We start from the raw sequence: 23,220 nt of genomic DNA on the forward strand, positions 1-23,220 counted from the left end.
ATGGGCGCCAGCCACCAGGAGCGCGGAGCGATCGAGGTCATTCAGGACCTCATGCAGCAGAAGTGGGTCTACGAGCTGTTCGGCGAGATCGGCGCGCGCCAGGGTGCCTCGGCCGCGCACGTCGAGCAACTGAGGGCGGTCGACGCCGCCGCGCACGTGTTCTGGCCGTTCCAGGCACCGCCGTTTCCGGTCATCGCGGCCACCGCGAGCGGATCGACGTTGACCGACATCGACGGCAACGACTACCTCGACTGCCACATGGGATACGGCGCTCAGGCGCTGCACGGGCACAACCCGGCGCCGGTCGTCGACTTCGTCCGCGAGCACCTCGGCAAGGGCACCGGCAACGGCTACACCAACGCGTTGGAGCTGGAGCTGGCGACGCTGCTGCGGGAGATCCTCCCGCACAACGAGAAGTTCGCCTTCCAACACTCGGGTACGGGCGCCACCCAGTCGGCGATCCGGCTCTGCCGTGCGCACACCGGGCGGCGGATGGTCGCCAAGTTCGAGGGCACCCTGCACGGGTCCCACGACCTGGCCGTCCACAACACCGCGCCCTGGTATCACGGGCATCCCGCGGTACCGTTCCCGGAGATCGGCAAGGACGGCATTCCGCTGGTCTCGGCGTTCGCCGGCGTCACCCCGGCCGAACCGCGCGACCTGCTGATCCTGCCCAACGACACCGCGCTCGCGGTCGAGTTGATCGAGCGCCACGCGGGCGAGTTGGCCTGCATCCTGGCCGAGCCGGCCGCCTCGTCGTTCCCGTTCGAGGAGACGACCATCCCGATGATCCGCGAGGTGGCGGTGGCCGCCCGGCGGCTCGGGGTGCCGTTCATCCTCGACGAGGTGCTGACGGGCTTCCGTTCGGGGCTCGGCGGCGCCGCGCAGAAGTTCGACATCCCGACCGACCTCGTCACCTACGGCAAGGTGATCAGCGGGCTCGGGCTGCCGCTGTCGGCGATCGGTGGTCGGGCCGACATCCTCGACATCTCGCAGACCAGTGGGCAGTCCTGGACCGACTTCGGCCAGAAGACCGGCCTGCAGGGCAGCCACACCGGCAACTACCTGTCGGTGGCGGCGTCGCTGGCCACGCTCCAGCTGCTTCGCGACAAGGGGCCCGCCTACTACACCGACCTGCAGGCCAAGGTCGACCGGGTCCAGGGGCGGCTGGCCGCGTTCCGGGCGGCCGAGGGGATCCCGCTGCGCATGGTGGGGTTCGGCGACTACATCGGGTGCTTCCAGTTCCTTCCGGAAGACTCCTACACCGACTACCGGGTCTACTCGCGGGCGCTCAACCCGGCGACGTTCATTCTCACGCTGCTGCTGCGCAAGCGCGGCATCTACACGCTCGGCATGCCGATGTTCTTCGCCGGCGGCGCTCACAGCGACGCCGACGTCGACCGGCTGACCGACGCCGTGCTGGAGAGCACGCTGGAGCTTCGCGCCAACGACTTCCCCTTCGACCTGGCGTGGCCGGCGACGTCCGCGTGGGGCTCCGGTTCCTCCGAGTGGGGTTCGGGTTCGTCCGACTGGTCGTAGCCACCTCTGCGTCACCGGGCCCGGGTCAGTTCCTGACCCGGGCCCTCCTCATGTGCCGTACAGGTCATACGCAAATAGCCGTACTTGACTAATCGTACGCGACGGCGTGTAGTCGAAGGGTGGGTCCGCTGTCGACCCCCGTCCGACTTCAGGAGGAACGCGATGACGGAGAGCTGGACCGACGAACGCAGCGCCGCCCCACCCAATCCGCGCCGATGGCTGATCCTGGCCGTCGTTCTGGCCGGGGCGTTCATGATTCTGCTGGCGACGACGATCGTCAATGTGGCGGTCGCGCCGATCCAGCGCGACCTCCGGTCGACCTACACGGCCATGGAGTGGGTCATCGCCGGCTACGCGCTCGGCTATGGCCTGCTGCTCATCCCCGCCGGCCGGATCGGCGACCGCTTCGGCCACCGCAAGCTGTTCCTCATCGGCGTCGCGGGGTTCACGCTCGCGTCGGCGGCGTCGGCACTCGCGGACACACCCGGCCAGCTGATCGCGTTCCAGGTGGTGCAGGGCATGATGGCCGGCATCCTCAACCCGCCGGTGCTGGCGCTGATCCAGACCACGTTCCCGGCGAAGGAGACCGGCAAGGCGTACGGGATCTACGGCGCGATCGGCGGCATCGCGACCGCCAGCGGCCCGCTCCTCGGCGGCCTGCTGATCGCGTGGGACCTCAACGGCTGGGACTGGCGGCCGGTGTTCCTGCTCAACGTGCCGATCGGCCTGGCCACGTTCGTCGCCGCGCTGATCCTGGTGCCCGAGTCGCGAGGCCGCCGCGGTGGTCTCGACGTGATCGGCATGCTGCTCGTCTCGGCCGCCGTCCTGCTGCTGGCCGTCCCTCTGGTCGAGGGCCAGCGCCTGGGATGGCCGGCATGGACGTTCGTCTCGATGGCGGCGGCGCTGCCCGCGCTGGCCGTCTTCGCGGTGTGGGAGTTGCGCCGTGCCCGACGCGCCCAGGTCCCGCTGGTGAGCATGCGCCTCTTCGCGCACCGCTCGTTCTCCGCCGGCGTCGGCATCAGCCTCTGCTACTTCGCGGGCTTCATCGGCCTGCTCTTCGCGCTCTCGCTGCACCTGCAGATCGGCCTGGAGAAGTCCGCCCTGACGACGGGCCTGATCCTGCTGCCGTTCTCGTTCGGCACACTGGTCGGCGCGGCCATCTCCGACAACGTCGCCCGGGCGCTCGGTCGCGGCGTCCTGATGCTCGGCGCGGGCATCGTGATCGTCGGCATGGTGGGCATCATCGCCACGATCCACTGGTGGGGCTCCGGCCTGGAGCTACTGCCGGCCCTGCTCTTCGCCGGCTTCGGCTCGGGCCTGGTGATCGCGCCGAGCGTCGAGATCGTGCTGGCCGGAGTGCCCTGGCAGGACGCGGGCGCGGCCAGCGGTGTGCTCGGCACCGCCCAGCGTCTCGGCCAGGCGATCGGCGTCGCGGTGGCCGGCGTGGTCCTCTTCGGGACGCTCGGCTCCTACTCGGGGACCGCCGCGGAGAAGGCGAGCCCGGAGCTCCAGGCATCGCTCGTGGCGGCGGGCCTGCCGCCGGCCGAGGCGAGCGCGGCGACGACCACCTTCGCCGACTGTTTCATCCGCCAGTCGCGCGCGTCGGATCCGACGGCCACGCCGCCCGGCTGCGCAGACTCGGCGCCGGGCCCGGTCGGCGCGGCCTTCGACAGCGCGGCCACGTCGGCGCTGGAGACCAACTTCAACCGGGCGGTCCAGTGGACCGTCGGCGCCGTCCTGGTCGGCGTGATCCTCACGTTCCTTCTCGTCTACCTGCTGCCCCGCCGGCCCGAAGAGCCCTGGGCGGAGGCGAGCAAGCCCGACTGGAACGTGACCACCCAGACTGAGCCCGCTCAGTGACAAGCCGCCAGCCCCGGCCCCGCAGATGCCACCGGGGCCGGGGCTGGCACCGTCACGAGGTCGTCATCGAGGTCGGTTGGTTGGCCATCAGCTTGGGCAACTGGTCGAGCAGCTCGTCGTGCCAGGCGAGCTCGGTACGGAGTCGGAGCTCGGTATGACGGAAGGTCGTCCACTCCAGACCGCGGATGTGCGGTGCCGCCAGCTCTCGGAGCGCGAGCCACGAGTCGAGCTGCTCGGCGAGGGCCTTCCGGCGCGCCACGATGATCGCGCGCAGCGCGTCCTCTCCGAGGTCGATCACGTTCTGCAGGGCCAGGTCGACCGGGTCGTGACGGAGCTTGGTGTCGCGCAACGCCTCGTCGCGGTGGCCGATCAGCTCCGCCGCGCCGGCCGAGGTGAGCGCGTAGATCGTGCGGGCGGGCCGGTTGCCCTCCTGCTCGGTCCGGACCGCCTCGATGACGCCCTCGACCTGCATTCGGTGCAGCGCGCCGTAGAGCGACCCCGGCTTGACGTCGCTCCACAGCTCGGTACGGTCGACCTGGGCCGCCCGGCGGATCTGGTGCCCATGCATGGGGCCCCCGCGCGCGAGCGCTCCGAGTACGAACAGGCGAGTGCTATTCACGGCATTAGTCCAACACGAGTGCCCGTTTGCGGGCAAGTTACCCAGAGCAATCCTTGAGCGGCCTGCTATCCGTGAAACGTCGGGTCGACGCAGAGCCTCGGCAGGACGATCAGGGAGGCCGCGATGGCCCTGTTGACCGCGTCGATCCGGGACACCGCACCGAGTTTGGCGAAGATGTTGCGCAGGTGGCGCTTGACCGTCGCCTCCGACAGGCAGAGCCGACCGGCGATCTGAGCGTTGCTCATCGCCTGACCGACCAACTGCAGGACCTCGCGCTCACGGTCCGACAGCGTGCTGTGCACCGGCCCCTGCACCTGGGTCAGGCTCTCCCGCGAGACTGCCAGCATCACCGGCGCGTCATCGGCGCGGGCGCTGCGGATCGCCGCCACCAACTCCTGGCGCGTCGAGTTCTTCAGCAGGTAGCCGCAGATGCCAAGGGTCAGCAACTCACGCAACAGCGTCGGGCCGTCGAACATGCTGAGGATGATGACCCGGCTCGCCGGCGCGACGTCACGGATCCGACGGACCGTGGTGGTCACCCCGTCGCCGGGGATCTGCACGTCGAGCAGCACGATGTCGGGCTGGCGGATTCGGATCTCGTTGATAGCGGCGCCGCTGTCGCCGGCCTCGCCGACGACCACGAGGTCGCGCTGGGCGTCGAGGATCTCCCGGAGGCCGTCCCGCACCACGACGTGGTCGTCGACCAGCACGATGCGGGTCGGCTCGATCATCGTGACGGTCACCGGTCAGCCCCCGCCCCGACGGCGAGCAGCGGCACGACGAGCTCGACCGAAGCGCCCTGGTGGCCCGCCGCACGCACCGCGAGGCGACCGCCGACGACGGCCGCGCGCTCAGCCATCGCGCGCAGGCCGGAGCCGTCGCGCACCGTCGCGAGGTCGAAGCCCACCCCGTCGTCGACGACGGTCGCCCGCAGCTCGTGCGGGGTGATGTCGATGACCGCGTGGATCACCCGAGCGCCGGCGTGGGCCACCGCGTTGCGCAGCGCCTCGCGGACGACCAGGAACACCTCGTCGAGCACCTCGGGCGGCACCCACGACTCGTCGCCGTTGATCTCGGTGTGCAGACGTGTCTCGCCCGTCTCGACCGTCGACAGGAAGTTGGCCAGCGCCTCGTCGAGTGACCCGAGCGGCTGAGAGAGCCGAAGGTCGGCGATGAGCACACGCAGATAGCCGACCGCGTCGTGGAGCGACTCCCGGGCGATGACCACCCGGCGGTCCACATCGTCGTGGCGTCGTTCCTGGGCGAGCTCGTGGGCCTCCAGGTTGCGGTACGCCGCGCTGAGGCTGTGGCCCAGCCGGTCGTGCAGCTCGCGCGCGATCAGTGAACGCTCGGCGATCTGCGCCTGGTGGACCTCGTTCATCAGGCCGGCGGCATAGCGCGAACTCGCGTCGACCAGCCGGGTCAGTGTCGTACGGGTGAGCGCGTCGGCGACCAGCGCCAGGATCGCGCCCTGGTCGGGCTGGCCGACCAACTGCTCCAGCGCGTCGGCCAACACGATGTCGGCCAGCGCGACGACCGCGCGAAAGCACTCGCGTGGGTGAAGCTCGACGTCCTCAGTGGACACTGCCGGCGGCGGTGCCGACAGCGGGTCGGTCGCCGTACGGCGAATCTCGGCCATCGTCTCCCGGAGCAGGACATCGGCCTGCGCGGTGTAGCTGTCGATCAGGTCAGCAGCCCCTTCGAAATCGTCACTCGCAGCGGCAAGACGCTGACGGTAGGCGGCAAGAATCGGTTGATGCCTGCGTTCGAGAACCTCGGCAGCGGTCCTCCGCAGCGCATCGTTTCCAACAACCATTGCGGATCCCCCGGTGTGTGCCCTATTGCTCCCCAGGTGCGGGCACGAACGGCTCTCCCCAGCGCCGCTGCCCGCCGTGTCGCCGACTCCCCCCGTCGTGGGCGACAAAGCACTCAGATCGGATCGGCCTTCTATGAGTTGTCACGGCCGACTACTCGCACGAGTCTACGGTCTCACCGCTCGTCGTTGGAAGCATCGAAGCTTAGCTTTTGGTAGTCACACCAAAACTTAAGGTGAAATCCACATTTGGCCGCGACCAGTTTTCGACGGCGCGTCGAGGGACCTCCCTGACAGTTCACCCGAGACCTCGACCACCAGGAGTGGAGCGACCAATGGTGAGCAGACGCAACGTCATGAAGGCCGGTGCCACCGCGGGAGCAGCCGCGCTGGTCACGACCACCGCGGCGGCAGCGGCCCGCGGTTCCACCCCGTCCGCGACGCCGGCGCACGGCACCCACACCGGCCACGGGAAGACGGCACACGTCGCGGCCGTCACCGCCCCGTTCGCTGTCCGGATGCCGATACCGCCGGTGCAACAGCCCATCGCTTCGGTAGCCAACACCGACTTCTACGTCGTTTCCACCCGTAAGGCTCGCGTGGAGATCCTGCCCGGGACGCGTACCGAAGTGTTGACCTACGACGGGCTGTTTCCCGGCCCGACGTTCCGGGTCAAGACGGGCCGGCTCGCGGTCATTGCCCACAGCAACCACCTCGACATGCCGACCGCGGTGCACGTGCACGGAGGCCACACGCCGTCGAGCAGCGACGGCTTCCCGACCGACGTGCTGGACCCGGGGAAGAGCCGGATCTACAGCTATCCCAACAAGCAGCGGGCAGCCACGCTCTGGTACCACGACCATGCCCATCACATGGAGGCCGAGCACGTGTTCCGCGGGCTCGCCGGCTTCTTTCTGATCGACGATCCAGCCCAGGCCGAACTTCGATTGCCCACCGGCAACCACGACATCCCGATCATGTTGCGCGACGCGCGGTTCGCCGACGACGCGAGCCTGATCTTCGAACACGACGACTTCCAGTTCCGCAACACGATCCTCGTCAACGGCAAGCCGCAGCCCTACTTCCCGGTGGCCGCCCGCAAGTACCGGCTGCGCTTCGTCAACGCGTCCAACCTCCGCACGTTCACCCTGCGGCTCGGCAACGACGCCGAGGTCGCCCAGATCGCGAGTGACGGCGGGCTGCTCGCCGGGCCGACGCCGATCCGCTCGTGGAGCCTGACGCCCGGCGAGCGGGTCGAGATCGTCGTCGACTTCGGCGCGTTCCCGGTCGGCAGCCAGGTCTTCCTCGACGACGCGGTGGCCGGGCCGGTGCTGCGCTTCGACGTCAACCGGGCCGCCGCCGACACCAGCCGGGTGCCCGACCGGCTCAGCACCATCCCCGCGCTGCCGGCAGCCACGAAGGAGCGGGCGTTCACGCTCAACTTCAACCCGTCGACCGGCCAGTTCCTCATCAACGGGCAGCAGTTCGATGCGGAACGGGTCGACACCGAGATCAAACGCAACACGACAGAGGTGTGGACGGTGACGAACGGCGACACGCTCTTCGGCATCCCGCACAACTTCCACCCCCACCTGGTCCAGTTCCGGGTGCTGGCCCGCAACGGTCAGCCGCCGGCGCCGGGCGAGGCCGGGGTGAAGGACACCATCTCGGTGGGGCCGGGCGAGACGGTCCGACTCCAGGCGACATTCGGGCCGTATCTTGGCCGATATGTCTACCATTGCCACATGATCGACCATTCCGCGAGTGGGATGATGGCACAGATGAAGATCGTTCCCTGACCCCTGAGAAAGGTTTCTTGTGCCCTCGGCAGAGAAGACTGTGCAGATCGGACGGACTCCTGAGGTCGTCTTCGCCTTTCTCGCCCGTGGCGAGAACGACGCGCGCTGGCGTCCCAACGTGCTCGACGTCGCGCGCGTCTCCGGCGAGGGGGTCGGCGCTCGCTACAAACAGGGGCTCAAGGGCCCCGGTGGGAGCCGCATCCCGGCCGACTACGAGGTGACCGGGTTCGAGCCGGGTCGACGTCTGGCGTTCCAGGCAACCGGCAGCGTGGTACGTACCCAGGGCGAATACACGCTCACCCCGGCCGACGGCGGCGGGACCCGACTCACGCTGAAGCTGGCGTGGCAGCCGAGCGGGCTGTCGCGCTTCCTCGGCCCGGTCGTCGGCAAGACGTTCGAGGAGGAGATCGCCGCCCTCGACACCCTTCGCGACCTGCTGGAGAGCGAAGCCTGAGCGCAGCGTGCAGCCGGTGGCGCCGGCGGCAACCGCCGCCAGTGGTGTCACCCGCGGGCCCGGAGCCAGTTGGCTCCGGGCCCTCACCCTGCCCCGGTCAGGGGCTGGTGCAGGTGACGTTGCTGGGTGCGGTGGCACCGTTGCCCGTGGCGGTGAACCCGAAGGTGGTTGAGGCGCTCGGGCCAACTGTGCCGTTGTAGGCGGCGTTCCTGACGGTGACGCTGCCGGTGGTGCCCGTGTTGGTGCCGCTCCAGAGGCTGCTGATGGCCTGGCCACTGGCCAGGGTCAGGCCCACCGTCCAGCCGTTCAGGGGCGCGGTGGAGTTGTTGGCCACTGTCACCTCAGCCTGGAAGCCGCCGGGCCAGGTGTTGATGGTCCGGTAGGTGGCGGCGCAGGTGCCGGGCTCCCCGGTCGGCGGCGGGGTGGTCGGCGGCGGGTCGGTGGGCGGCGGGTCGGTCGGCGGTGGGGTCGTCGGCGGCGTGGTCGACTCGAACTGGCTGAAGAACCGCCAGATCTCAGCCGAGGTCCAGGTCCGCGAGTCGTTGGGGCTGCCCGACCCGTCCACCGGACTGGGGGTGTGGTCCCCGTCGAACGCCGCCCACTGCACCGGGTAGCCGGCCCGGCAACCCGAGTAGGCGGTGGTGATGTGGGTCAGACTGCCCCGGCTCGGCTCACGCGGGCTCTGCGCGGTGCAGCCGTTGTTTCGCACGAACGTGTCGCGCAGTTGCCGACCCTGGGAAATGTTCAGCACGCTGTCGTAGATGCCGTGGATGCCGAAGTAGGCGACCGGCTGCGTGCCCCCGTTGCATCCGCTGAGGTTGGCACCGGATATGACGGTGACCGCGCGGATGACAGTGGGCCGGGCACAGGCCACCGCGTAGCTCATCGCCCCGCCGTAGCTCCAGCCCAGGGCGAAGCGCTGGGTGGTGTCGACGCACAGGTCGTTCTCGATCTGCCGGGAGATGTCGTCGAAGAGGGTCAGGTCCCGACCGTTGGTGTTGGCCCAGCCGGCGTTGAGACCCTGCGGAGCAACGAAGATCGTGCTGTTGTTCGACAGCGGCTGGAGCCCGTAGTAACCGGCCGAGGTGACGTTGTTGGCCGAGCCGTTCAACCAGTGGAAGCCGAAAATCAGCCGGTAGGGGCGGTTCCGGTCGTACCCGTCCGGGATCCGCAGGTTGTACGTACGACTCTGTCCGCTGCTCTGAATCGTCCGCGTCCCGCTGGCGAGTGTGGGGGCCTTGCCGCAGCCGGCGGTCGCCGCGAGGGTGCCGTTGGTGGCGGCCACCGCCGTCGCACCGAAGCCGCCGCTCAACGCGCCGCCGGTGGTGGCCGCGAGGAGAAGCGCCGCGGCCGCGATGGATGGGAGGAAGAACCTATGTCTGAGCATTGCTTGGGCTCCTTGCCGTTCGACGACCAACCTTGGTCGCCTGGCATCGACGGGGGCCCGGACTGGTCACCGAACGGGAAGGCGGCGGGAGGGGGCGGGCCCCTCGGCGCGTCTTCGCCGGCTGGCTCGGGTGACCGGGAGCGTGCCCTTCACTCCCGGGGGAAAGATAGCATGTTATCGATAACACGCCGAGCCGATCGAGCCTCTCGGGCTCACGTCCCGAGCGGTCGGGCCGCCCACTCGGCGGCCACTTTGCGCAGGTCACCGGTGCGAAAATGCGGGGGCTCGTGCAGCAGGAAGTCACGGTGGCTGATGTTCCAGGCGTACGCCCCGGCCATGGCGAAGGCCAGCACGTCACCCACGCCGATCGGCCCCGCGGTGGCCGACCGGGACAGCACGTCCTTCGGGGTGCAGAGTTGCCCGACCACGGTGACCGGCCCGCCGTCGGTGCGGGGGCCGCCGGCACCGTGTCGCTGGTGCACGGTGAACGGCTGCGCGTGCCCCTTCGCCGCGGGAGTCCGCAGGTGGTGCGTCCCACCGGCCACCACCACGAACCACTCGCCGTAGGAGCGCTTCACGTCGACGACCTCGGTGAGGTACGCACCGCAGTAGGCGGTGACCGACCGGCCCGGCTCGATGCGCAGCCGCACGCCCGGGTGCCTGTCGAGGACGTCCGCCAGGGCCTGGCCGTAGCCCTCCCAGTCGAACCGCGCGTCCGGGTCGGTGTAGTCGACGGTCATGCCGCCGCCGACGTCGACCTCGGCCGCGTCGACCTCGACCGCGGCCCAGCCGACCACGGCGGCGGCGACCGTCGCGGCGAGCGGTGCGTCCAGTCCGCTGGCCAGGTGGGCGTGGATTCCGCGTACGTCGATGCCGGCCGGCGGGCGGCGGGCGCACGCGACAGCGTCGGCCGGATCCATGCCGAACGGGCTGGGTCCACCGCCCATGACCAGGCTCGCGCCCGGCGCGTCGACCGGCAGGTTCACCCGCAGCAGCACCTGGGCCGACCGGCCCGCCGCGGTGGCCAGCGCACCGAGTCGCGCCAGCTCGCTGGGTGACTCGACGTGGATGCGGTGCACCCCGGCGGCGAGAGCTGCGGCGAGGTCCGCGTCGGTCTTGCCCGGCCCGGCGTACGCCGCCGGCGCCCGCCCCGGCAGCACCTCGGCCAGCCTGCGCAGCTCACCCCGGCTGGCGGCCTCGAACCCGTCGACGATCGGGGCGAGGGTGCGCAGCACACCGGCATCCGGGTTCGCCTTGACCGCGTACAGCAGCTCGACCGGCTGGGGCAGCGCCGCCCGGATGGCTCGAGCCTGCCCGGCCAGCGCGTCGAGGTCGTGGACGTAGACCGGTCGGGTCATCGTGGCCCACCCATCGGGTTCGGCACCGGCACGAACGGTGCGGACCGGTCGGCGTCGCGCCGCCACCGGACCAGCAGGTTCGCCTTGGCCAGCAGCGGCTCCCCGGTCAGCAGCGCGCGCAGCTCCGCCGGCTCACCGAGGTCGGCGGCCACCGCCTCGACGACGGCGCGCAACTCCTGCCACAGCCGCCGTTCGATTCCCGGCCGCGCGTCGGCGAGGGCCCCGCTGATCCCACCGAGGTGGTTGACGAACAGGCAGTAGACGATCCGGCGGTGGGCGGCCCGGGGACCGTAGCGGACCTGCGCCGGGACGCCGTCCGGCCAGGTGCCCCACCGATCGGCGTCCAGCTTCACCCCCTCCAGGTCGCGCAGCAGCATGCGTACCGGACGGTGATCCCGGTCGAGCACGACGACCACGTTCTGCAGGTGCGCCTCGTGCACGACGCCGTGGCTGAGCCAGCTGCGCAGCACCGCCGGCACCAGCAGACCGACGTACGCGCGCCACCAGGCCACCGGATCCGGTGTCACCAGCGGCGTTGCGGCCAGCGCCGCCGCCAGCACCGGAGTGTCGCCGGGACGCAGGTGCGGGCGCAGACCGTCGCGCAGGATCGTTCCGTACGCCTCATCCGGGCCGGGGACGTCGACAGTGCGGTAGGCGGGCTCGGCGAGCAGCCCCACCCCGTCCGGCAGCGGCACCCGGGCCAGCAGGTCGGTCAGCGCCACCGCGCCGGTGAGTTCGTAGCGGGCGTTCTTGCGCAGGCAGTTGGTGATCCGTACGTGCAGGCTGGTCTTCACGAACAGGTCGGCCTCGGGGGCGTAGAGGGTACGGACGCTCGCCGTGGGTCGTACCGGCACACCGGCCGCCCCCAGATCGCGCAGCCGTGGGTGGGTGGGCGGGATCAGCGACAGCTGCCAGGGGTGCACCGGCAGGACGCGGTGCCCGCGCGGGGGCCGTGGCGGGTCGAGCGCGGCCACCAGCGGATCGAACGGCCCGGCGTCGGCGATCAGGTCGTCCGGTACGGCCAGCCAGTGCAGCCGGAACGCGGTGCGCAGCTCGGGCGCGTACGCCCGCCAACTGTCCGGGTCACCGCTGCGCCACTTCGGGGTGGGGTGGTGTGGGTGCCCGAAGACCAGCGACTGCTCGGAGTCGACGTACGCGTCGATGGCGGGCTCACCGGTGGGGGTCGGATCCTCGGCCGGTCGGTCGGCCAGCAGCCGCGCCACTGTGTCCCGGCTGGCCCGGACCTGCTGGGCGAACTCGTCGTTGTCCAGGCCGGTACGGCTGGTGAGTTCCGCCGCGACCAGGGCCGCCAACCCGTCCGCGTCGAGGTCTTCCCACCGTCCGCCGGTGGTCCCGCGTTGGACCGGGCCGGTGTAGCGGTGCGCGCCGAGCGGCGAGGCTCGCGCGACCTCGCAGCGCACCGTGACGTCGAGGTGCCGCAGCAGCAGCCGTACGGCGCCGTCGACCACTGTCGGCGTGCCGTCCGGCGGGGCCAGTTCGCGCAGCAGGCAGCCGAAGACGGCGTGGGCGGCGGCCAGGTCGGCGCGCTGACCGGTGCCGGTGGCCGGCCGGGAGCGCAACTGCGCGCTCGTCATCGTGTCTCCCGCAGGTAGTTCGGGCCGGTACGCAGGTAGTACTTGTTGATGTCGGCGCAGCCCAGCCGCTGTTTGGGCAGCAGGGTGCCGGCGGTGAGCATCGCCTTGATGGGCAACCGGGTGGCGTGCAGGACCCACTCGGTGAAGGTCCGCGCCGCCGGTCCGTCGCCCCACCGGTCGCGGGCGGCGGCGAGCCGGGGCACCAGCGCCTCGGCGGGTGTCGGCACGGGCAGACCTCGGGCTGCCAGGGCGACCAGGGGCGCGGCGGCGGCCAGGTGCAGGGTGATGGTGATGAACACGTCTGCCAACTCGTGCGGGTCGCGCGCCCACATCCGGTCGTCGTGCACTGTGAGCCCGTTCGGGCCGTCGTGTCGCCTGTCGAGCCGGGCGCCGTCGTTGTCCTTGTAGAGCAGGCCGACAGTGCCGTCCGGGTGCATCAGCAGGTGGATGTTCTGCGGGTGCGCCTCCAGGGCGATCCCATGGCGTAGCCAGAGGAAGACGTGCCAGTCGAGCAGCAGGTCCAGGTAGGACTCCAGCAGCGCGACGGGGTTGCGCGGGCTGATCCGTTCGAGGACCGTGCCCGCCACCGGGTCGGCGGCGGCGAGGGCCGCGACCGGCACCACCTGGACGCCGGCCAGGTCGCGCGGAAATCGGCGCAGCAGGAAACCGCGCCGCTCGTCGCCGTCGACGTGCGCCCAGGTGCTCTCGTCGGTGTGCCGGATCCGACCGGCGAAGCCGGGTTCGGCGGCGGCGATCCGGTCGAGCAGCGCGGCGACGGCCGCGCCGTCAGCGAGCGAGCCCGGTTGCAGCGTGCGGCGGTTGCGCGCGCCGAGACTCGCGGTCGGCAGCGGCAGTTTGAGATGCAGGTACGGGTCGTGGTCGAGCGCCACCGTCCGCATGGAGAGGGTGGGGCGCACCAGGGTCACCGGCAGGTCGACCACCGGGAGCGCGTCGCGGGCCACTGTGATCGGATGCGCTGGCAGCAGCAGCTGATCCGGTCGCGGTGCGCGCGGCCACCACGCAGGCAGCTCGCCCGCGAGTCGGACGTCGTCGGCCGGGGCGGCGTACCAGCGCAGTGCGAAACGTGGGGCGTGCTCCGGGGCGTACCGGAGCAGTTCGTCGTCGCGCAGACCGTGCCGGCACCGGTCGGTGGGGTAGACGGGGTGGCCGTGGTGGGCGGCGAGCACGTCGTCCAGGAGCGCCGCCGGCAGGCCGGTCGGGGCGAGCGCGCGTTCGGCCGCCACCTCGGTGAGCACCCGTGCCCGGTTACGGGCGGCGAGCTGCCGGGCCCGCAGGTCGGCGTGGCACTCGACGCCGAAGTCCCGCCAGCCGGCCTCGGCCTCGACGTTGTCGTGCGGGGCGAGCAGCGTCAACAGTCCGTCCAGCGTCTCCGTACGCCGCACGTCGCCGGCGCGGGTCACCAGCAGCACCATCGGCGCGGCGCTGCGCAGGGCCTGCTGGAACCCGTCCGCCCGGACCGGTATGCGCAGCAGGCCAGCGGGGTGCGGCACCTGCCACCAGTCGGGTCCGTCCGGTCGGCCGGCGCTGAGCAGACCGAGGTGATCCTCGCGCAGCAGAGCGTCGAGCACCCGGGCGAAGACCTCCCGCTCGCAGTCGTCGCTCACTCGACGATGGTCCACTGGAGGCCGCTGCGGAGGGCGGCCAGCGACTGCCGGACGGTGCCCTCGTCGGGGCCGATCCCGTGCAACACGGCGAGGTAGTCGCGGTTCGTGCCGGTGTGCTCGGCAGTGCGGCCCACCTCGCGCAGCGGACGGCAGCCCAGCCGGACGTCGCCGTGGACGGTGTCGAGGGGGCCCGGTGCGGCGACGAGACGGCCGGACCGGTCCGCGCAGACGTACTCGACCTGGGCGTAACGGTCGACGGTGTCGGGCAGGCCGAGGGCGGACAGCGGCTCGCCGAGGTGCAACCGGATGACGTACTCGAACAGGGGCACACCGAGGAGTTCGGCGAGGATCAGGTCCATCCGGTCGCCGATGAGTCGGTAGTTCACCTCGATCAGCCGGACCCGGCCGTCGGAGACGACGTACTCGGTGTGGCAGGCGCCGAAGCCGACCCCGAGGGCGTCGAGCCGCGGCCACAGTTGGGTGCGCGCCTGCTCCGCCGGGGGCGACCAGGCGAGGCTTTCCTCGGTGAAGGTCGGCGGCGGACCGAGGCCGGTGCGCCACCCGCCGAGGGAGGCCAACTCGGTGCCGTCGCCGAGGGTCTCGAAGGTCCGCAGCTCGCCGGCGAGGTACTCCTCGACCACCAGTGCCACGTCCGGCCGCCGACCACGGATCTCGGCGACCCGGGCGACAAGCTCGGCGTGGTCGGCCACCAGGTACGCGTCCTCACTGGCCACCCCCTCGCGAGGTTTGACCACCGCCGGGAACATCCCGGTCGGCACGTCCGGCATTGCGCCGGGGTCGACGGTGACGGTGCGTACCAGATCGAGGCCCGCAGCGGCGATCGCCCGGCGGGCCGCGGCCTTGTCCTTGCAGAGACGGGCGGCGTCCGGGTCCTTGCCGGGCAGGCCGAGCTTTCGGGCGGCGATCGCGGTGGCCTCCTGGAGATGGTCGCTGTTGGACAGTAGCGCCACCGCTCGGGCGGGTGCCGCCGCCGCGACCACCGCGGCCGGGTCGCGGACCGCACAGCGCGCCACCGGCACGTCCGCCGGCCATTCGGCCGGCCGGTCGGTCAGCACGGTCGCCGACAGCCCGAGCGACGCCGCCGCCGGGAGGAACCCGTCCAGGACGGCGTCGGTGGGGTTGAGCGCGGTCAGGTAGAGCCGCATACCGCCTCCGTCGACTACCACGATGTGACTATTAGGGTAGCCTACCCTTATTAGGCGGTTTTGGTGCGATCTGCCCGGTGCAGCAACAGGGCGGCAACCAGGCCACCGATCAACACCGCAGCCGCACCCACCAACTGCCCCGTCTCCAGCGCCGAGGCGAAGGCGACAGTCACCGACTCCCGTTCGGCCCCTTCACCGGCGGCGGCGAGAGCCGCGGGGAACGACCCGGCACCGGCCAGGGCCGCCGGCAGCAGCGCCGCGAACCGGGCGTTCAGCACGGCACCCAGCACCGCGATGCCGAGGCTGCTGCCGACCTCGGTCATGGTGCCGTCGACACCCGCGCCCGCGCCGGCCTTCGCCGCCGGGATCGCGCTCATCACCGCCTCGACGATGGCCGGATTGGCCAACGCGCAACCGACACCCATGACGAGCAACCCGACCAGCAGCACCCCGTACCCGTCGGACGGGAAGAGGGTGACCAGCGCGAGTCCGGCCGCGAGCAGCGTCATGCCCACGGCGATGGCGACCGCCAGGCCGAGCCGACGGATCACGTTCGCGACGACGCCGCTGACGTTGAGCAGCACGATGGACAGCGCGAAGGGCGCCATCCGCAGACCGGCCTCCCAGGCGGGATAACCCCGGACGAACTGGAGGTGCTGGGTGAGCAGGAACAGCGCGCCGGTGGCGCCGAACGTGATCAGCACGACGCCGGAGATCGCACCGACGAAGCGCCGGTCGCGGAAGAAGCGCATGTCCAGCATCGGGTGCGCGATCCGTCGCTCCCACCGCACGAAGATCCCGAGCAGGAGTACGCCGACAACCGCCGCGCCGATCACCTCGGTCGACGCCCACCCGCGCTCCGGCCCGGAGATGATCGCCCAGACGACCGCGGTCAGGCCGGCGGTGGAGAGCACGGCGCCGAGCACGTCGAGTCGGCCGCCGGCCGGCCCGCGGGACTCGGGGACCAGCGCGCGACCGACGAGCAGGCAGACCAGCACGATCGGCACGTTCATCAGGAAGATCGCGCCCCACGGCAGATGCGCGAGGATCGTGCCGCCGATCGGTGGCCCGATGGCGAAGCCCAACGCGCTGGTGGCGGCCCAGATGCCGATCGCCCGGGACCGCTCGGCGGCGTCGAAGACCTGCATCGCCACCGCGAGCGTCGCGGTGACCAGCAACGCGCCGCCGACGCCCATCCCGGCCCGCGCGGCGATCAGCTGCCCGCTGGTGCTGGCCAGACCGGCGGCCAGCGAGCCGACCCCGAACAGGACCAGGCCGGCGAGCAGCATCCGACGGCGGCCGTACCGGTCGGCGGCGCTACCGGCGGTGAGCAGCAACCCGGACAGCACCAACGCGTACGCGTTGATCATCCACTGCACCTCGGCGGTGCTGGCACCCAACTCGGTGGTGAGCACCGGCACCGCCACGGTCAGCACCGTGTTGTCCAACACCACGACCAGTTGCGCGACACACAGCACGGCCAGGATGAGCCATCGCTGTGGCAGTCGTGCCGATGTCGCGGTGTCGGCGGCCGGCTGGACGGTGGTCACGCCACCGCCTTGACGCCGTCCACTGCGGACTGCTCGGTGGGCTGCTCGGCGGTCGGGCCGACGGCGGGGCCGGGCCGGTGCGGGAATCGCCGCTGGTGGGAGAGGCCGAGGACGACCCCGGCGGCCACCAGCACGATGGCCGCGACCGCTACCGCCGGATAGCCGACCCGGTCGGCCGCCGCGAGACCGATGGACGCCGCCACGAACGAGCAGACCAGGCCGAACGACGACAGCACTGTGAAGTCGGTGCCGCCGGTGTCGGGCCGGGAGTAGTCCATGTTGACCGTGTAGAGCACGACGTTGGCGATGGTGTAGGCCACCATGAAGCAGCAGAGCGCGGCGACCGTCCCGCCCAGCGGAGCGCGGCCGTTCATCAGCGGCAGCAGCAGCAACGTCGACACAGTGAGCGCCACGCCGCCGACCACGAGACGCCACCGCGCCCGAACCGCCCGATCCCGAGCCCCGCCACCAGGCCCGCCACGATGGCCGGGGCGCTGGTCACCACGCCGGTGACGACGCCGATCCGACCCAACGACCACCCGGCGTCGACCAGCGCCGGGGTGACCAGGGCGTACGCCATGCCCGCGCCGACGTAGACCAGCGGCACCACACCGAAGGTCCACCACCGGCAGCCCGGCTGGCCGAACACCGACAGCAACGCCCGGTAGGCGGCGCCGACCCGTTCCACCCGATCGGTACGGGGAGGCTCCCGGAATCGCCACACCACCAGCAGGCCGGCCGCCGTCATCGCGGCCAGCAGGCCGATCGCCGGCACCCAGCCGAACTGGTCGTAGACCAGGACGCAGGCTCCACCACCGAGCAGGTTGCCGAGGTAGCTCGCGGCGACCTGGATGCCGTTGCCGGTGCCCCGGGCCGAGTCGGCCAGCATCCGGACCGCGACGGCGTCCACGGCGATGTCCTGGGTGGCCGAGAAGAACACGTACGCGGCGCAGATCGCGATGATCGGGCCGAGTGCGTCGGCCGGGCTGGCGAACGGCAGCAGCGCCAGCAGAGCGAGCACCAGTGCGGTCTGGAGCACGAGCAGCCAGGACCGGTAGTGGCCGCGGTGCCGTGAGCCGTACCGGTCGAGGATCGGCGCCCAGAGGAACTTGATGGGCCAGATCAGGCCGACGATCTGCAACAGCGCCAGCGTGTCCAGCGACGTGCCGCCGTCGCGCAGGATGGCGGTGAGCCCGACGGTGATGAAGCCGACGCCGAGGTACTGGGTGACGTACAGCGCGGTCAGGGTGCCGAGCCGGCCCTTCATGCCGCTTTCCAGTAGCCGAGGGAGGTCAACCGCTCCTTGTCGACGCCCAGCGTCTTGCGGAGGTGCCGGGTGATGCCCCGGGTGGTGGCCGCCTCGCAGGCCACCCAGTAGTGGCCCGCGCCGCTGGTCGGCACTGCCGCGCAGACCGTGTCGACGAGGTGCTGACCCTCGTCGCGCCGTGGCACCCAGGTGACGTCGTGGTGCGCCCGGGCCCGCAGAGCGAGCGCCTTCTCGCCCTCGTGGGCGTACTCCAGCCAGACCGTCGCCGGGATGTCCGCACCGGCGTCGAGCAGGCTGTTCACCGCGGGCAGCGAGGCCGCGTCGCCGACCAGGTAGAGGTGCTCGGGCGCGGGGTCGGGCAGCTCGAACGCGCTGCCCTGCACTGTCGCGCTGATGGTGTCGCCGACCTTGGCCGTGGTGGCCCAGCGGGCCGCACACCCGTCGTGGATGGCGAATTCGAGGGTGAATCGGCCGGTGGTCGGGTCGGGGTCCACCAGCGTGTACGCGCGCTGGTGGGCCCGGCCGTCGTTGTCGAACCACAGCCGGATCCACATCGTGGGGTGCACCCCGCACGTCTCCAGCAGGCCGCCCCCGTCCAGGAGGAGCCGCTGGTAGTGCCCGTCGATCGACTCGGTGCTCAGGACGGTCAACTGAAAGTCCCGCCCTCCCATGGCCTTGAGGACCAGGGCCTCCCAGTTCCGTTTCACGCACCCCTCCAGGTAAGGTCATCCTTGGTTAGGGGAGGTTAACCTAAGTTGCGCCCCGGATGGAACAGAGGACAGCGCCCGATGACGTACCAGGAGAAGATCGACGGTCTCGGCGAGCTGTCGTTGGTGACCGTCGACCCGGACCGGGACGCCGCGCTCCTGCACGGTTGGGTGACCCTGCCCCGCAACTCCTTCTGGGGCATGGGTTCGCACACCCTCGAAGAGGTCCGCGAGATCTACGCCTTTGTGGACAGTCTGCCCACGCACCACGCGTACCTGATCATGGTCGACGGGGAGCCGGTCGGCCTCTTCCAGAGCTATCAGCCCGAGGCGGACCCGGTCGGCGAGCGCTACCCCGTCCAGCCCGGTGACGTGGGGATGCACCTGCTGCTCAGCCCCGACCGACGCCTCGCCCGCAGCCTCACCAACGCGGCCGGCCCGGCCGTCGCCCGCTTCCTGTTCCGCGACCCGACCGCACAGCGGATCGTGGTGGAGCCGGACGTCCGCAACCACCTCGCCCTACGCCGACTGGAGATCGAGGGCTTCACCTTCGACTCCGAGATCGAGATGCCGGACAAGCGGGCCCAGCTCGCGTTCCTGACCCGCGCCCGGTTCGCCGAGAGGCACCCGACGCCGGCCTGATCACCAGCTCGCCGGCGACCGTCAGCTGTTCGGCGGCCGTCAGCCGTTGGCGTTCCAGAAGCCGACGAGGGTCGCGGTCCACCAGGCGAGCTGCGAGATCGTGGCGGCGGCGGCACCGGGCAGCAGGGCGGACCAGGGCGGGCGGCCCTGCACGGCCACGAGTCGATCCCGGACCCGGCCGAGGAACAGCCCGTTGACGCCGACCACCAGCACCGCGAGCAACTTGACCCAGACCAGCCCGGACGACGTGTCCGGGCCGAGAGCGGCCCCACTGGCGAGCAGACCCACCAGACCCAGCCAGATGAGCAGGTGCGCGCCGCGGGCGGCGGTCAGCACGGTGCCGAGCGGTTCCCGGCGCAGCAGCCAGCGGAGGCTGAACCAGTCCACCGTCAGCACCGCACCGAAGCCCACCACGAGGCAGGTCAGGTGGCAGAAGAGGGCGACCATCCGCGCACCCGGAGACAGGGTGACGTGCGGCGCGACCAGGATCGCGAGCAGCCATCCGAGACTGACCGTCAGAACGGAGGCGACGATGGCGGCCCGGCCGGCGGCGCGACGGTGGCCACCGCGCCAACCTGCCGCCGGCACCGGAGCGACCGCCTCGGGCGGTGACCCGCTGCGGGCCCGGTGCGTCGCGCGCCGCACCGGGCGGACGGCGTCCGTCGGGACGGCACGGTGAGCGGGACGGGACGCCCGGAACGGAGGGAGTACGTCGGCGTGCAGGTCAGACGTCCGCATCGCCCGGTCCTCTGGGCCGCATGCTCAGCCGCCCGGTGCGGCGATGGGCGCGTCGGGCCGGTTGTCCAGCGTGTTCAGCTCGGCGGCCCGAGCCTGCCGGATCCGGCCGGCGAGCGCCTTCAGCTCCGGGCTTCCCCCGGCGGTCTGCTCGCCCCGGCACAGCACAACGGTCTGCGCGAGGTGCGCCCGGATCAGGCCAGCCGCCCGGGAGGACACCTCCGCGTCGGACGCGGCACGCAGCTCGGCGAGGCTGGCCTCGGTGACCATGCCGGGCATCTGATGCCCCTCGTGGATGTTCAGCTCTGGCACGTTGCCCGCGGCCAGGAGCCCACGCAGGTCCCGCAACTCCGCCTGATGGGCCTTCCGGACCTCGCCGAGGAGGGCTCGCAGCGACGGATCCACCGGGCGGGTGTCGAGCTGGTCGATCAGCGCGAGCGCGCCCTCGTACATCGGGATCAGCAGTTGGATGAAGGCGTCGTCGGTGCCGTTGAGCACCACCGGCGCGGTCGGCACCGCAGCGGCCGGCGACGCTGTTGCCGACGACGCTGCCGGTTCCTGGTTGGTGCGGCCCCAACCCTGGGTGAACCCGACGGCCACCGCCGTTGCGACCAGTGTCGCGACGACGCCGACCAGCCGCCCGGCCCGTACGCGAAGCCCTCGGCGCTCCACCATGATCTGCTCGTCCATCCGATCGCCCCGCTCAGCGGGCAGCTTGGAACGCGCGGCCGACCACTGTCGCCTCGGTCCCGTCGCTGAACAACCCGGACCGATCCTTGTCCGTGGCCGGTAGCCCGAACCAGGCGTAGCGCTGCAGGTAGGGGAGCTGGCCGAGCATGGCGGTGGCCGCCGTGAGGAAGGCCGCCTGCTGCTGCTGACTGGGAAACTGCGAACCGCCCCCGGCGAAGCGGATCAGCGCGAACTCGGTCAGCCAGATCGGCTTGCGGTACCGCTGGTAGACGGCCTGGAGGTACTGCCGGAGTTGGGCCACCGCGGTGGCGGTCGTGAAGTCGGCGCCGAACCAGTGCAGCGTGATGAAGTCCACCCGGTGGCCGCGGGCCTGGGCGCCGGTCATGAACCTGTCCAGCCAACCCTGCGGGTCCGGCCCGCCCCAGGCCACCGCCGGGCTGCCCAGTTTGCTGCCCGTCTCCATCAGCTGCGGCCACAGGTCCAACGCCTGCTCGACTGTCATGTTCGCCTGCTCGGGCAGGTCCGGCTCGTTGAAGGTGAGCAGGTACGGCCCGGCGGCCTTGGCCCGAGCCAGCTCCGCGGCGGTGACGTTCTCCGCGCTGCGGATCATCGGCACGAACGTCGCACCGCGCGGCGTGCTGATCCCCGGGTGCTGGGTGCCCCAGGTGTAGTACCAGCTGGCCTTGGAGTTCGCCAAGGCCTGACTCGCCCCGGCGAAGTTCCACACCCCGACGCCCTTGCGGGCGGAGCTGACCGCCGGCGCGACCGGAGCTTTCGACGAGGGGCGTGCGCTCGGCGAGGGAGCGACGCTGGGGGTGGCGACGGTGGTGGGCGCGGCAGACGGCGGCGCCGCCCACGAGGGCGCGGACGGATCGTCCGGCAGGATCACCACCGCCATGGTGATGGCCAGGACGGCGGCGGCCACACCGGCGGCGAGGGACGGCACGAGGCCACGGGGTCGGTTCACCGCGAGGTCGACGACGCTCGGGCCGCCGCCCGTATCGGTGGGGACCGCGCCGGGTGGGGTCGGCCCGGCGGCGGGTCCGGCCGTCGGGCCGGGCGGCGTGACGGCCGGCGTTGCGGCTGCCGGGGCGGACGCGCTCGGCAGGTGGGCGCCGAGACCCGCCGGCAGCGGCAGCAACGGCATACCGGCGAGCAGCCGATCGATCGGCAGGAGGGTGGTGCCCAGCCGTCCACAGAACGCGCAGTCGCGGACGTGTCGAGCCAGTCGCTTGCGCCACAGCGAGCTGGGGGTGCCGTCCCACTCGGCGGTCACGGCGCCCAGGTCCGGGCAGCCGGGGCGGGCGCGGAGCGCGCGTACGACGCCACGGGCGCTCTGGATCTGCTCCTTCATCCGGTGGATCCGCACCGCGACGTGCCCCGGTGACAACCCGAGCGCGTCGGCGACCTCGTTTCGGGTGATCTCGCCGGTCTCCTCCAGCCACCACAGGGAGAGCAGTTCCTGGTCGTCCGGGTCGAGCCAGCGGGTCGCCTCGGCGACCTCGCGTCGTTGGTCGGTGAGGCCGAGCCGGAGGATGGTCATCCCCGCGAAGTCGGAGGCCGGGTCGGGCACGTTGTGGATCGCGTCCAGCCCGGCATCACGGTTGAGCGCGACGCGGCGGCGCGTCTCCCAGTCACGCACCTGGCGGATGGCGATCGCCACCAGCCAGGACCGGTATGCCGCCGGGTCGTTGAGCGCGGGCAGGTACCGGATCACCCGTACCAACGTCTCCTGGACCACGTCGTCGACGTCGGCGTGCCCGCGCAGCGCACGCCCGACGATGTTGTAGACCAGCGGGAGCGAGGCCGCGACGACGTCGTCCAGAGCACGCTGGTCGCCCTGCCGGGCCGCGACGACCAACCCGACATCGGGCAGTGCTCGACCGGCTGACGACATGGGTCTCACTCCTTGGGTGCTCATCCGCGCGGCGCCCACGCTGGGTGTGCTGACCGCCCTCAAGATCGGAGACTTGCGGCAGCGGGTGGGATTACAGAATTCCCGGGCGTCCGGTTCGCCACAAGCGAGGCGGGTCCGCCGGCGGCGCATACGTGGTGCCGGCGGCGGGTATGGTGCGGGGTGTCGGTGTCGCCGGGCGCTCGCCCGTTCGCAGGACACCAGCATTCGGGCGCCAGCGTGTGCGCCGAAGCGTCACCAGGTCGCACGGCCGACGTTGCCGAGGCCCCAGACGCACCCCTTTCGTAGAGACAGGATCCCTGCATGACATCGAACGACAACGGCCGACCCGCCCTGTTCCTCGCCACGTCGCACGGTGACGTGCTGGACGGACCGGCGGTGACCTTCGACAGCAGCGAGGAGGCCATGCGGCAACTGCGCCACCCGTTCGCGGTGGAACCGGCCCAGCCGGCCGCGACCACTGTCGACGCCTCGGACCAGCGCGGCTGATCCCCGCCCG

21 protein-coding genes are annotated in these 23,220 nt (G+C 71.5%); 6 read left to right on the forward strand and 15 right to left on the reverse strand.

Annotated features, from left to right (window positions below):
* Together GA0070561_RS03755 and GA0070561_RS03760 are read left to right on the forward strand one after the other, a co-directional pair.
* A complete protein-coding gene (locus GA0070561_RS03755) occupies positions 1-1,539 on the forward strand; it encodes an aminotransferase class III-fold pyridoxal phosphate-dependent enzyme (RefSeq protein ID WP_167362334.1) in 1,539 nt (512 codons plus the stop codon).
* A gap of 162 nt (positions 1,540-1,701) precedes the next feature.
* Positions 1,702-3,399 (forward strand): MFS transporter, encoded by a 1,698-nt coding sequence (locus GA0070561_RS03760; protein ID WP_091394965.1) that lies wholly within the window; start codon positions 1,702-1,704, stop codon positions 3,397-3,399.
* A 52-nt stretch (positions 3,400-3,451) separates the two neighbouring features.
* On the opposite strand, the gene GA0070561_RS03765 is transcribed toward GA0070561_RS03760, so the two are convergent.
* The 3 genes from GA0070561_RS03765 to GA0070561_RS03775 all read right to left on the reverse strand — a co-directional run bounded on the left by GA0070561_RS03765 (position 3,452) and on the right by GA0070561_RS03775 (position 5,942).
* A complete protein-coding gene (locus tag GA0070561_RS03765) occupies positions 3,452-4,018 on the reverse strand; it encodes a PadR family transcriptional regulator (RefSeq protein ID WP_091394968.1) in 567 nt (188 codons plus the stop codon).
* A gap of 65 nt (positions 4,019-4,083) precedes the next feature.
* The gene (locus GA0070561_RS03770) at positions 4,084-4,761 is read right to left on the reverse strand and encodes a response regulator (protein ID WP_244166046.1); all 678 of its coding nucleotides are present in this window, start codon (positions 4,759-4,761) and stop codon (positions 4,084-4,086) included.
* Complete coding sequence (locus GA0070561_RS03775; RefSeq protein WP_208603679.1) at positions 4,758-5,942, reverse strand: sensor histidine kinase; 1,185 nt, start codon at positions 5,940-5,942, stop codon at positions 4,758-4,760. The genes GA0070561_RS03770 and GA0070561_RS03775 overlap by 4 nt, the downstream gene beginning before the upstream one ends.
* A gap of 224 nt (positions 5,943-6,166) precedes the next feature.
* Between GA0070561_RS03775 and GA0070561_RS03780 the strand changes: the two genes are divergently transcribed.
* Complete coding sequence (locus GA0070561_RS03780) at positions 6,167-7,630, forward strand: multicopper oxidase family protein (RefSeq protein WP_091394973.1); 1,464 nt, start codon at positions 6,167-6,169, stop codon at positions 7,628-7,630.
* A 19-nt stretch (positions 7,631-7,649) separates the two neighbouring features.
* Positions 7,650-8,084: an SRPBCC family protein gene (locus GA0070561_RS03785; RefSeq protein ID WP_091394975.1), complete on the forward strand. Its 435-nt coding sequence runs from the start codon at positions 7,650-7,652 to the stop codon at positions 8,082-8,084.
* A gap of 97 nt (positions 8,085-8,181) precedes the next feature.
* On the opposite strand, the gene GA0070561_RS03790 is transcribed toward GA0070561_RS03785, so the two are convergent.
* From GA0070561_RS03790 to GA0070561_RS03825, 9 genes are all read right to left on the reverse strand, one after another.
* A complete protein-coding gene (locus GA0070561_RS03790; protein WP_091394978.1) occupies positions 8,182-9,471 on the reverse strand; it encodes a CE1 family esterase in 1,290 nt (429 codons plus the stop codon).
* A 212-nt stretch (positions 9,472-9,683) separates the two neighbouring features.
* The gene (locus GA0070561_RS03795; protein WP_091397321.1) at positions 9,684-10,829 is read right to left on the reverse strand and encodes an alanine racemase; all 1,146 of its coding nucleotides are present in this window, start codon (positions 10,827-10,829) and stop codon (positions 9,684-9,686) included.
* Positions 10,826-12,424, reverse strand: a complete 1,599-nt coding sequence (locus tag GA0070561_RS03800) for an IucA/IucC family protein (RefSeq protein WP_091394981.1) — start codon at positions 12,422-12,424, stop codon at positions 10,826-10,828. Before GA0070561_RS03800 ends, GA0070561_RS03795 begins: the two co-directional genes overlap by 4 nt.
* Positions 12,421-14,049, reverse strand: a complete 1,629-nt coding sequence (locus GA0070561_RS03805; protein WP_091394983.1) for an IucA/IucC family protein — start codon at positions 14,047-14,049, stop codon at positions 12,421-12,423. The genes GA0070561_RS03800 and GA0070561_RS03805 overlap by 4 nt, the downstream gene beginning before the upstream one ends.
* Positions 14,046-15,215, reverse strand: coding sequence for an ATP-grasp domain-containing protein (locus GA0070561_RS03810; RefSeq protein ID WP_091394985.1), 1,170 nt, complete (start codon positions 15,213-15,215; stop codon positions 14,046-14,048). Before GA0070561_RS03810 ends, GA0070561_RS03805 begins: the two co-directional genes overlap by 4 nt.
* Positions 15,216-15,265: 50 nt before the next feature.
* Entirely contained in the window at positions 15,266-16,765 is a 1,500-nt protein-coding gene (locus tag GA0070561_RS03815; RefSeq protein WP_112626196.1) for an MFS transporter, read from the reverse strand.
* Positions 16,762-17,178: a hypothetical protein gene (locus GA0070561_RS34050; protein WP_244166048.1), complete on the reverse strand. Its 417-nt coding sequence runs from the start codon at positions 17,176-17,178 to the stop codon at positions 16,762-16,764. Before GA0070561_RS34050 ends, GA0070561_RS03815 begins: the two co-directional genes overlap by 4 nt.
* Positions 17,139-18,032 carry an MFS transporter gene (locus GA0070561_RS03820; protein WP_244166049.1) on the reverse strand — a complete coding sequence of 298 codons (894 nt, stop codon included), beginning with the start codon at positions 18,030-18,032 and terminating at the stop codon, positions 17,139-17,141. The genes GA0070561_RS34050 and GA0070561_RS03820 overlap by 40 nt, the downstream gene beginning before the upstream one ends.
* Positions 18,029-18,739: a siderophore-interacting protein gene (locus GA0070561_RS03825; RefSeq protein ID WP_091394987.1), complete on the reverse strand. Its 711-nt coding sequence runs from the start codon at positions 18,737-18,739 to the stop codon at positions 18,029-18,031. The genes GA0070561_RS03820 and GA0070561_RS03825 overlap by 4 nt, the downstream gene beginning before the upstream one ends.
* Positions 18,740-18,820: 81 nt before the next feature.
* Between GA0070561_RS03825 and GA0070561_RS03830 the strand changes: the two genes are divergently transcribed.
* Complete coding sequence (locus GA0070561_RS03830) at positions 18,821-19,381, forward strand: GNAT family N-acetyltransferase (RefSeq protein ID WP_091394988.1); 561 nt, start codon at positions 18,821-18,823, stop codon at positions 19,379-19,381.
* Positions 19,382-19,420: 39 nt separating this feature from the next.
* Here the strand turns inward: GA0070561_RS03830 and GA0070561_RS03835 are convergent, their stop codons facing one another.
* Genes GA0070561_RS03835 through GA0070561_RS03845 form a run of 3 tightly spaced genes read right to left on the reverse strand, consistent with a single transcriptional unit; the run spans position 19,421 to position 22,703 of the window.
* Positions 19,421-20,119 carry a hypothetical protein gene (locus GA0070561_RS03835; RefSeq protein ID WP_091394990.1) on the reverse strand — a complete coding sequence of 233 codons (699 nt, stop codon included), beginning with the start codon at positions 20,117-20,119 and terminating at the stop codon, positions 19,421-19,423.
* 24 nt (positions 20,120-20,143) lie between these two features.
* A complete protein-coding gene (locus GA0070561_RS03840; RefSeq protein ID WP_244166050.1) occupies positions 20,144-20,806 on the reverse strand; it encodes a DUF305 domain-containing protein in 663 nt (220 codons plus the stop codon).
* A gap of 13 nt (positions 20,807-20,819) precedes the next feature.
* A complete protein-coding gene (locus GA0070561_RS03845) occupies positions 20,820-22,703 on the reverse strand; it encodes a sigma-70 family RNA polymerase sigma factor (RefSeq protein WP_091394992.1) in 1,884 nt (627 codons plus the stop codon).
* 321 nt (positions 22,704-23,024) lie between these two features.
* Between GA0070561_RS03845 and GA0070561_RS03850 the strand changes: the two genes are divergently transcribed.
* Positions 23,025-23,210 (forward strand): hypothetical protein, encoded by a 186-nt coding sequence (locus GA0070561_RS03850; protein ID WP_091394994.1) that lies wholly within the window; start codon positions 23,025-23,027, stop codon positions 23,208-23,210.
* Positions 23,211-23,220: the final 10 nt, after the last annotated feature.

Source organism: Micromonospora saelicesensis (genome assembly GCF_900091575.1).
Taxonomy (GTDB): Bacteria; Actinomycetota; Actinomycetes; order Mycobacteriales; family Micromonosporaceae; genus Micromonospora; species Micromonospora saelicesensis.

Bases quoted from the DNA above. Each gene is read 5' to 3' on its own strand.
- GA0070561_RS03755 (WP_167362334.1), top strand. From the start codon at position 1: ATGGGCGCCAGCCACCAGGAGCGCGGAGCGATCGAGGTCATTCAGGAC.
- GA0070561_RS03760 (WP_091394965.1), top strand. From the start codon at position 1,702: ATGACGGAGAGCTGGACCGACGAACGCAGCGCCGCCCCACCCAATCCG.
- GA0070561_RS03780 (WP_091394973.1), top strand. From the start codon at position 6,167: ATGGTGAGCAGACGCAACGTCATGAAGGCCGGTGCCACCGCGGGAGCA.
- GA0070561_RS03790 (WP_091394978.1), bottom strand. From the start codon at position 9,471: ATGCTCAGACATAGGTTCTTCCTCCCATCCATCGCGGCCGCGGCGCTT.
- GA0070561_RS03795 (WP_091397321.1), bottom strand. From the start codon at position 10,829: ATGACCCGACCGGTCTACGTCCACGACCTCGACGCGCTGGCCGGGCAG.
- GA0070561_RS03800 (WP_091394981.1), bottom strand. From the start codon at position 12,424: ATGACGAGCGCGCAGTTGCGCTCCCGGCCGGCCACCGGCACCGGTCAG.
- GA0070561_RS03810 (WP_091394985.1), bottom strand. From the start codon at position 15,215: ATGCGGCTCTACCTGACCGCGCTCAACCCCACCGACGCCGTCCTGGAC.
- GA0070561_RS03820 (WP_244166049.1), bottom strand. From the start codon at position 18,032: ATGAAGGGCCGGCTCGGCACCCTGACCGCGCTGTACGTCACCCAGTAC.
- GA0070561_RS03830 (WP_091394988.1), top strand. From the start codon at position 18,821: ATGACGTACCAGGAGAAGATCGACGGTCTCGGCGAGCTGTCGTTGGTG.
- GA0070561_RS03835 (WP_091394990.1), bottom strand. From the start codon at position 20,119: ATGCGGACGTCTGACCTGCACGCCGACGTACTCCCTCCGTTCCGGGCG.
- GA0070561_RS03840 (WP_244166050.1), bottom strand. From the start codon at position 20,806: ATGGACGAGCAGATCATGGTGGAGCGCCGAGGGCTTCGCGTACGGGCC.
- GA0070561_RS03845 (WP_091394992.1), bottom strand. From the start codon at position 22,703: ATGTCGTCAGCCGGTCGAGCACTGCCCGATGTCGGGTTGGTCGTCGCG.
- GA0070561_RS03850 (WP_091394994.1), top strand. From the start codon at position 23,025: ATGACATCGAACGACAACGGCCGACCCGCCCTGTTCCTCGCCACGTCG.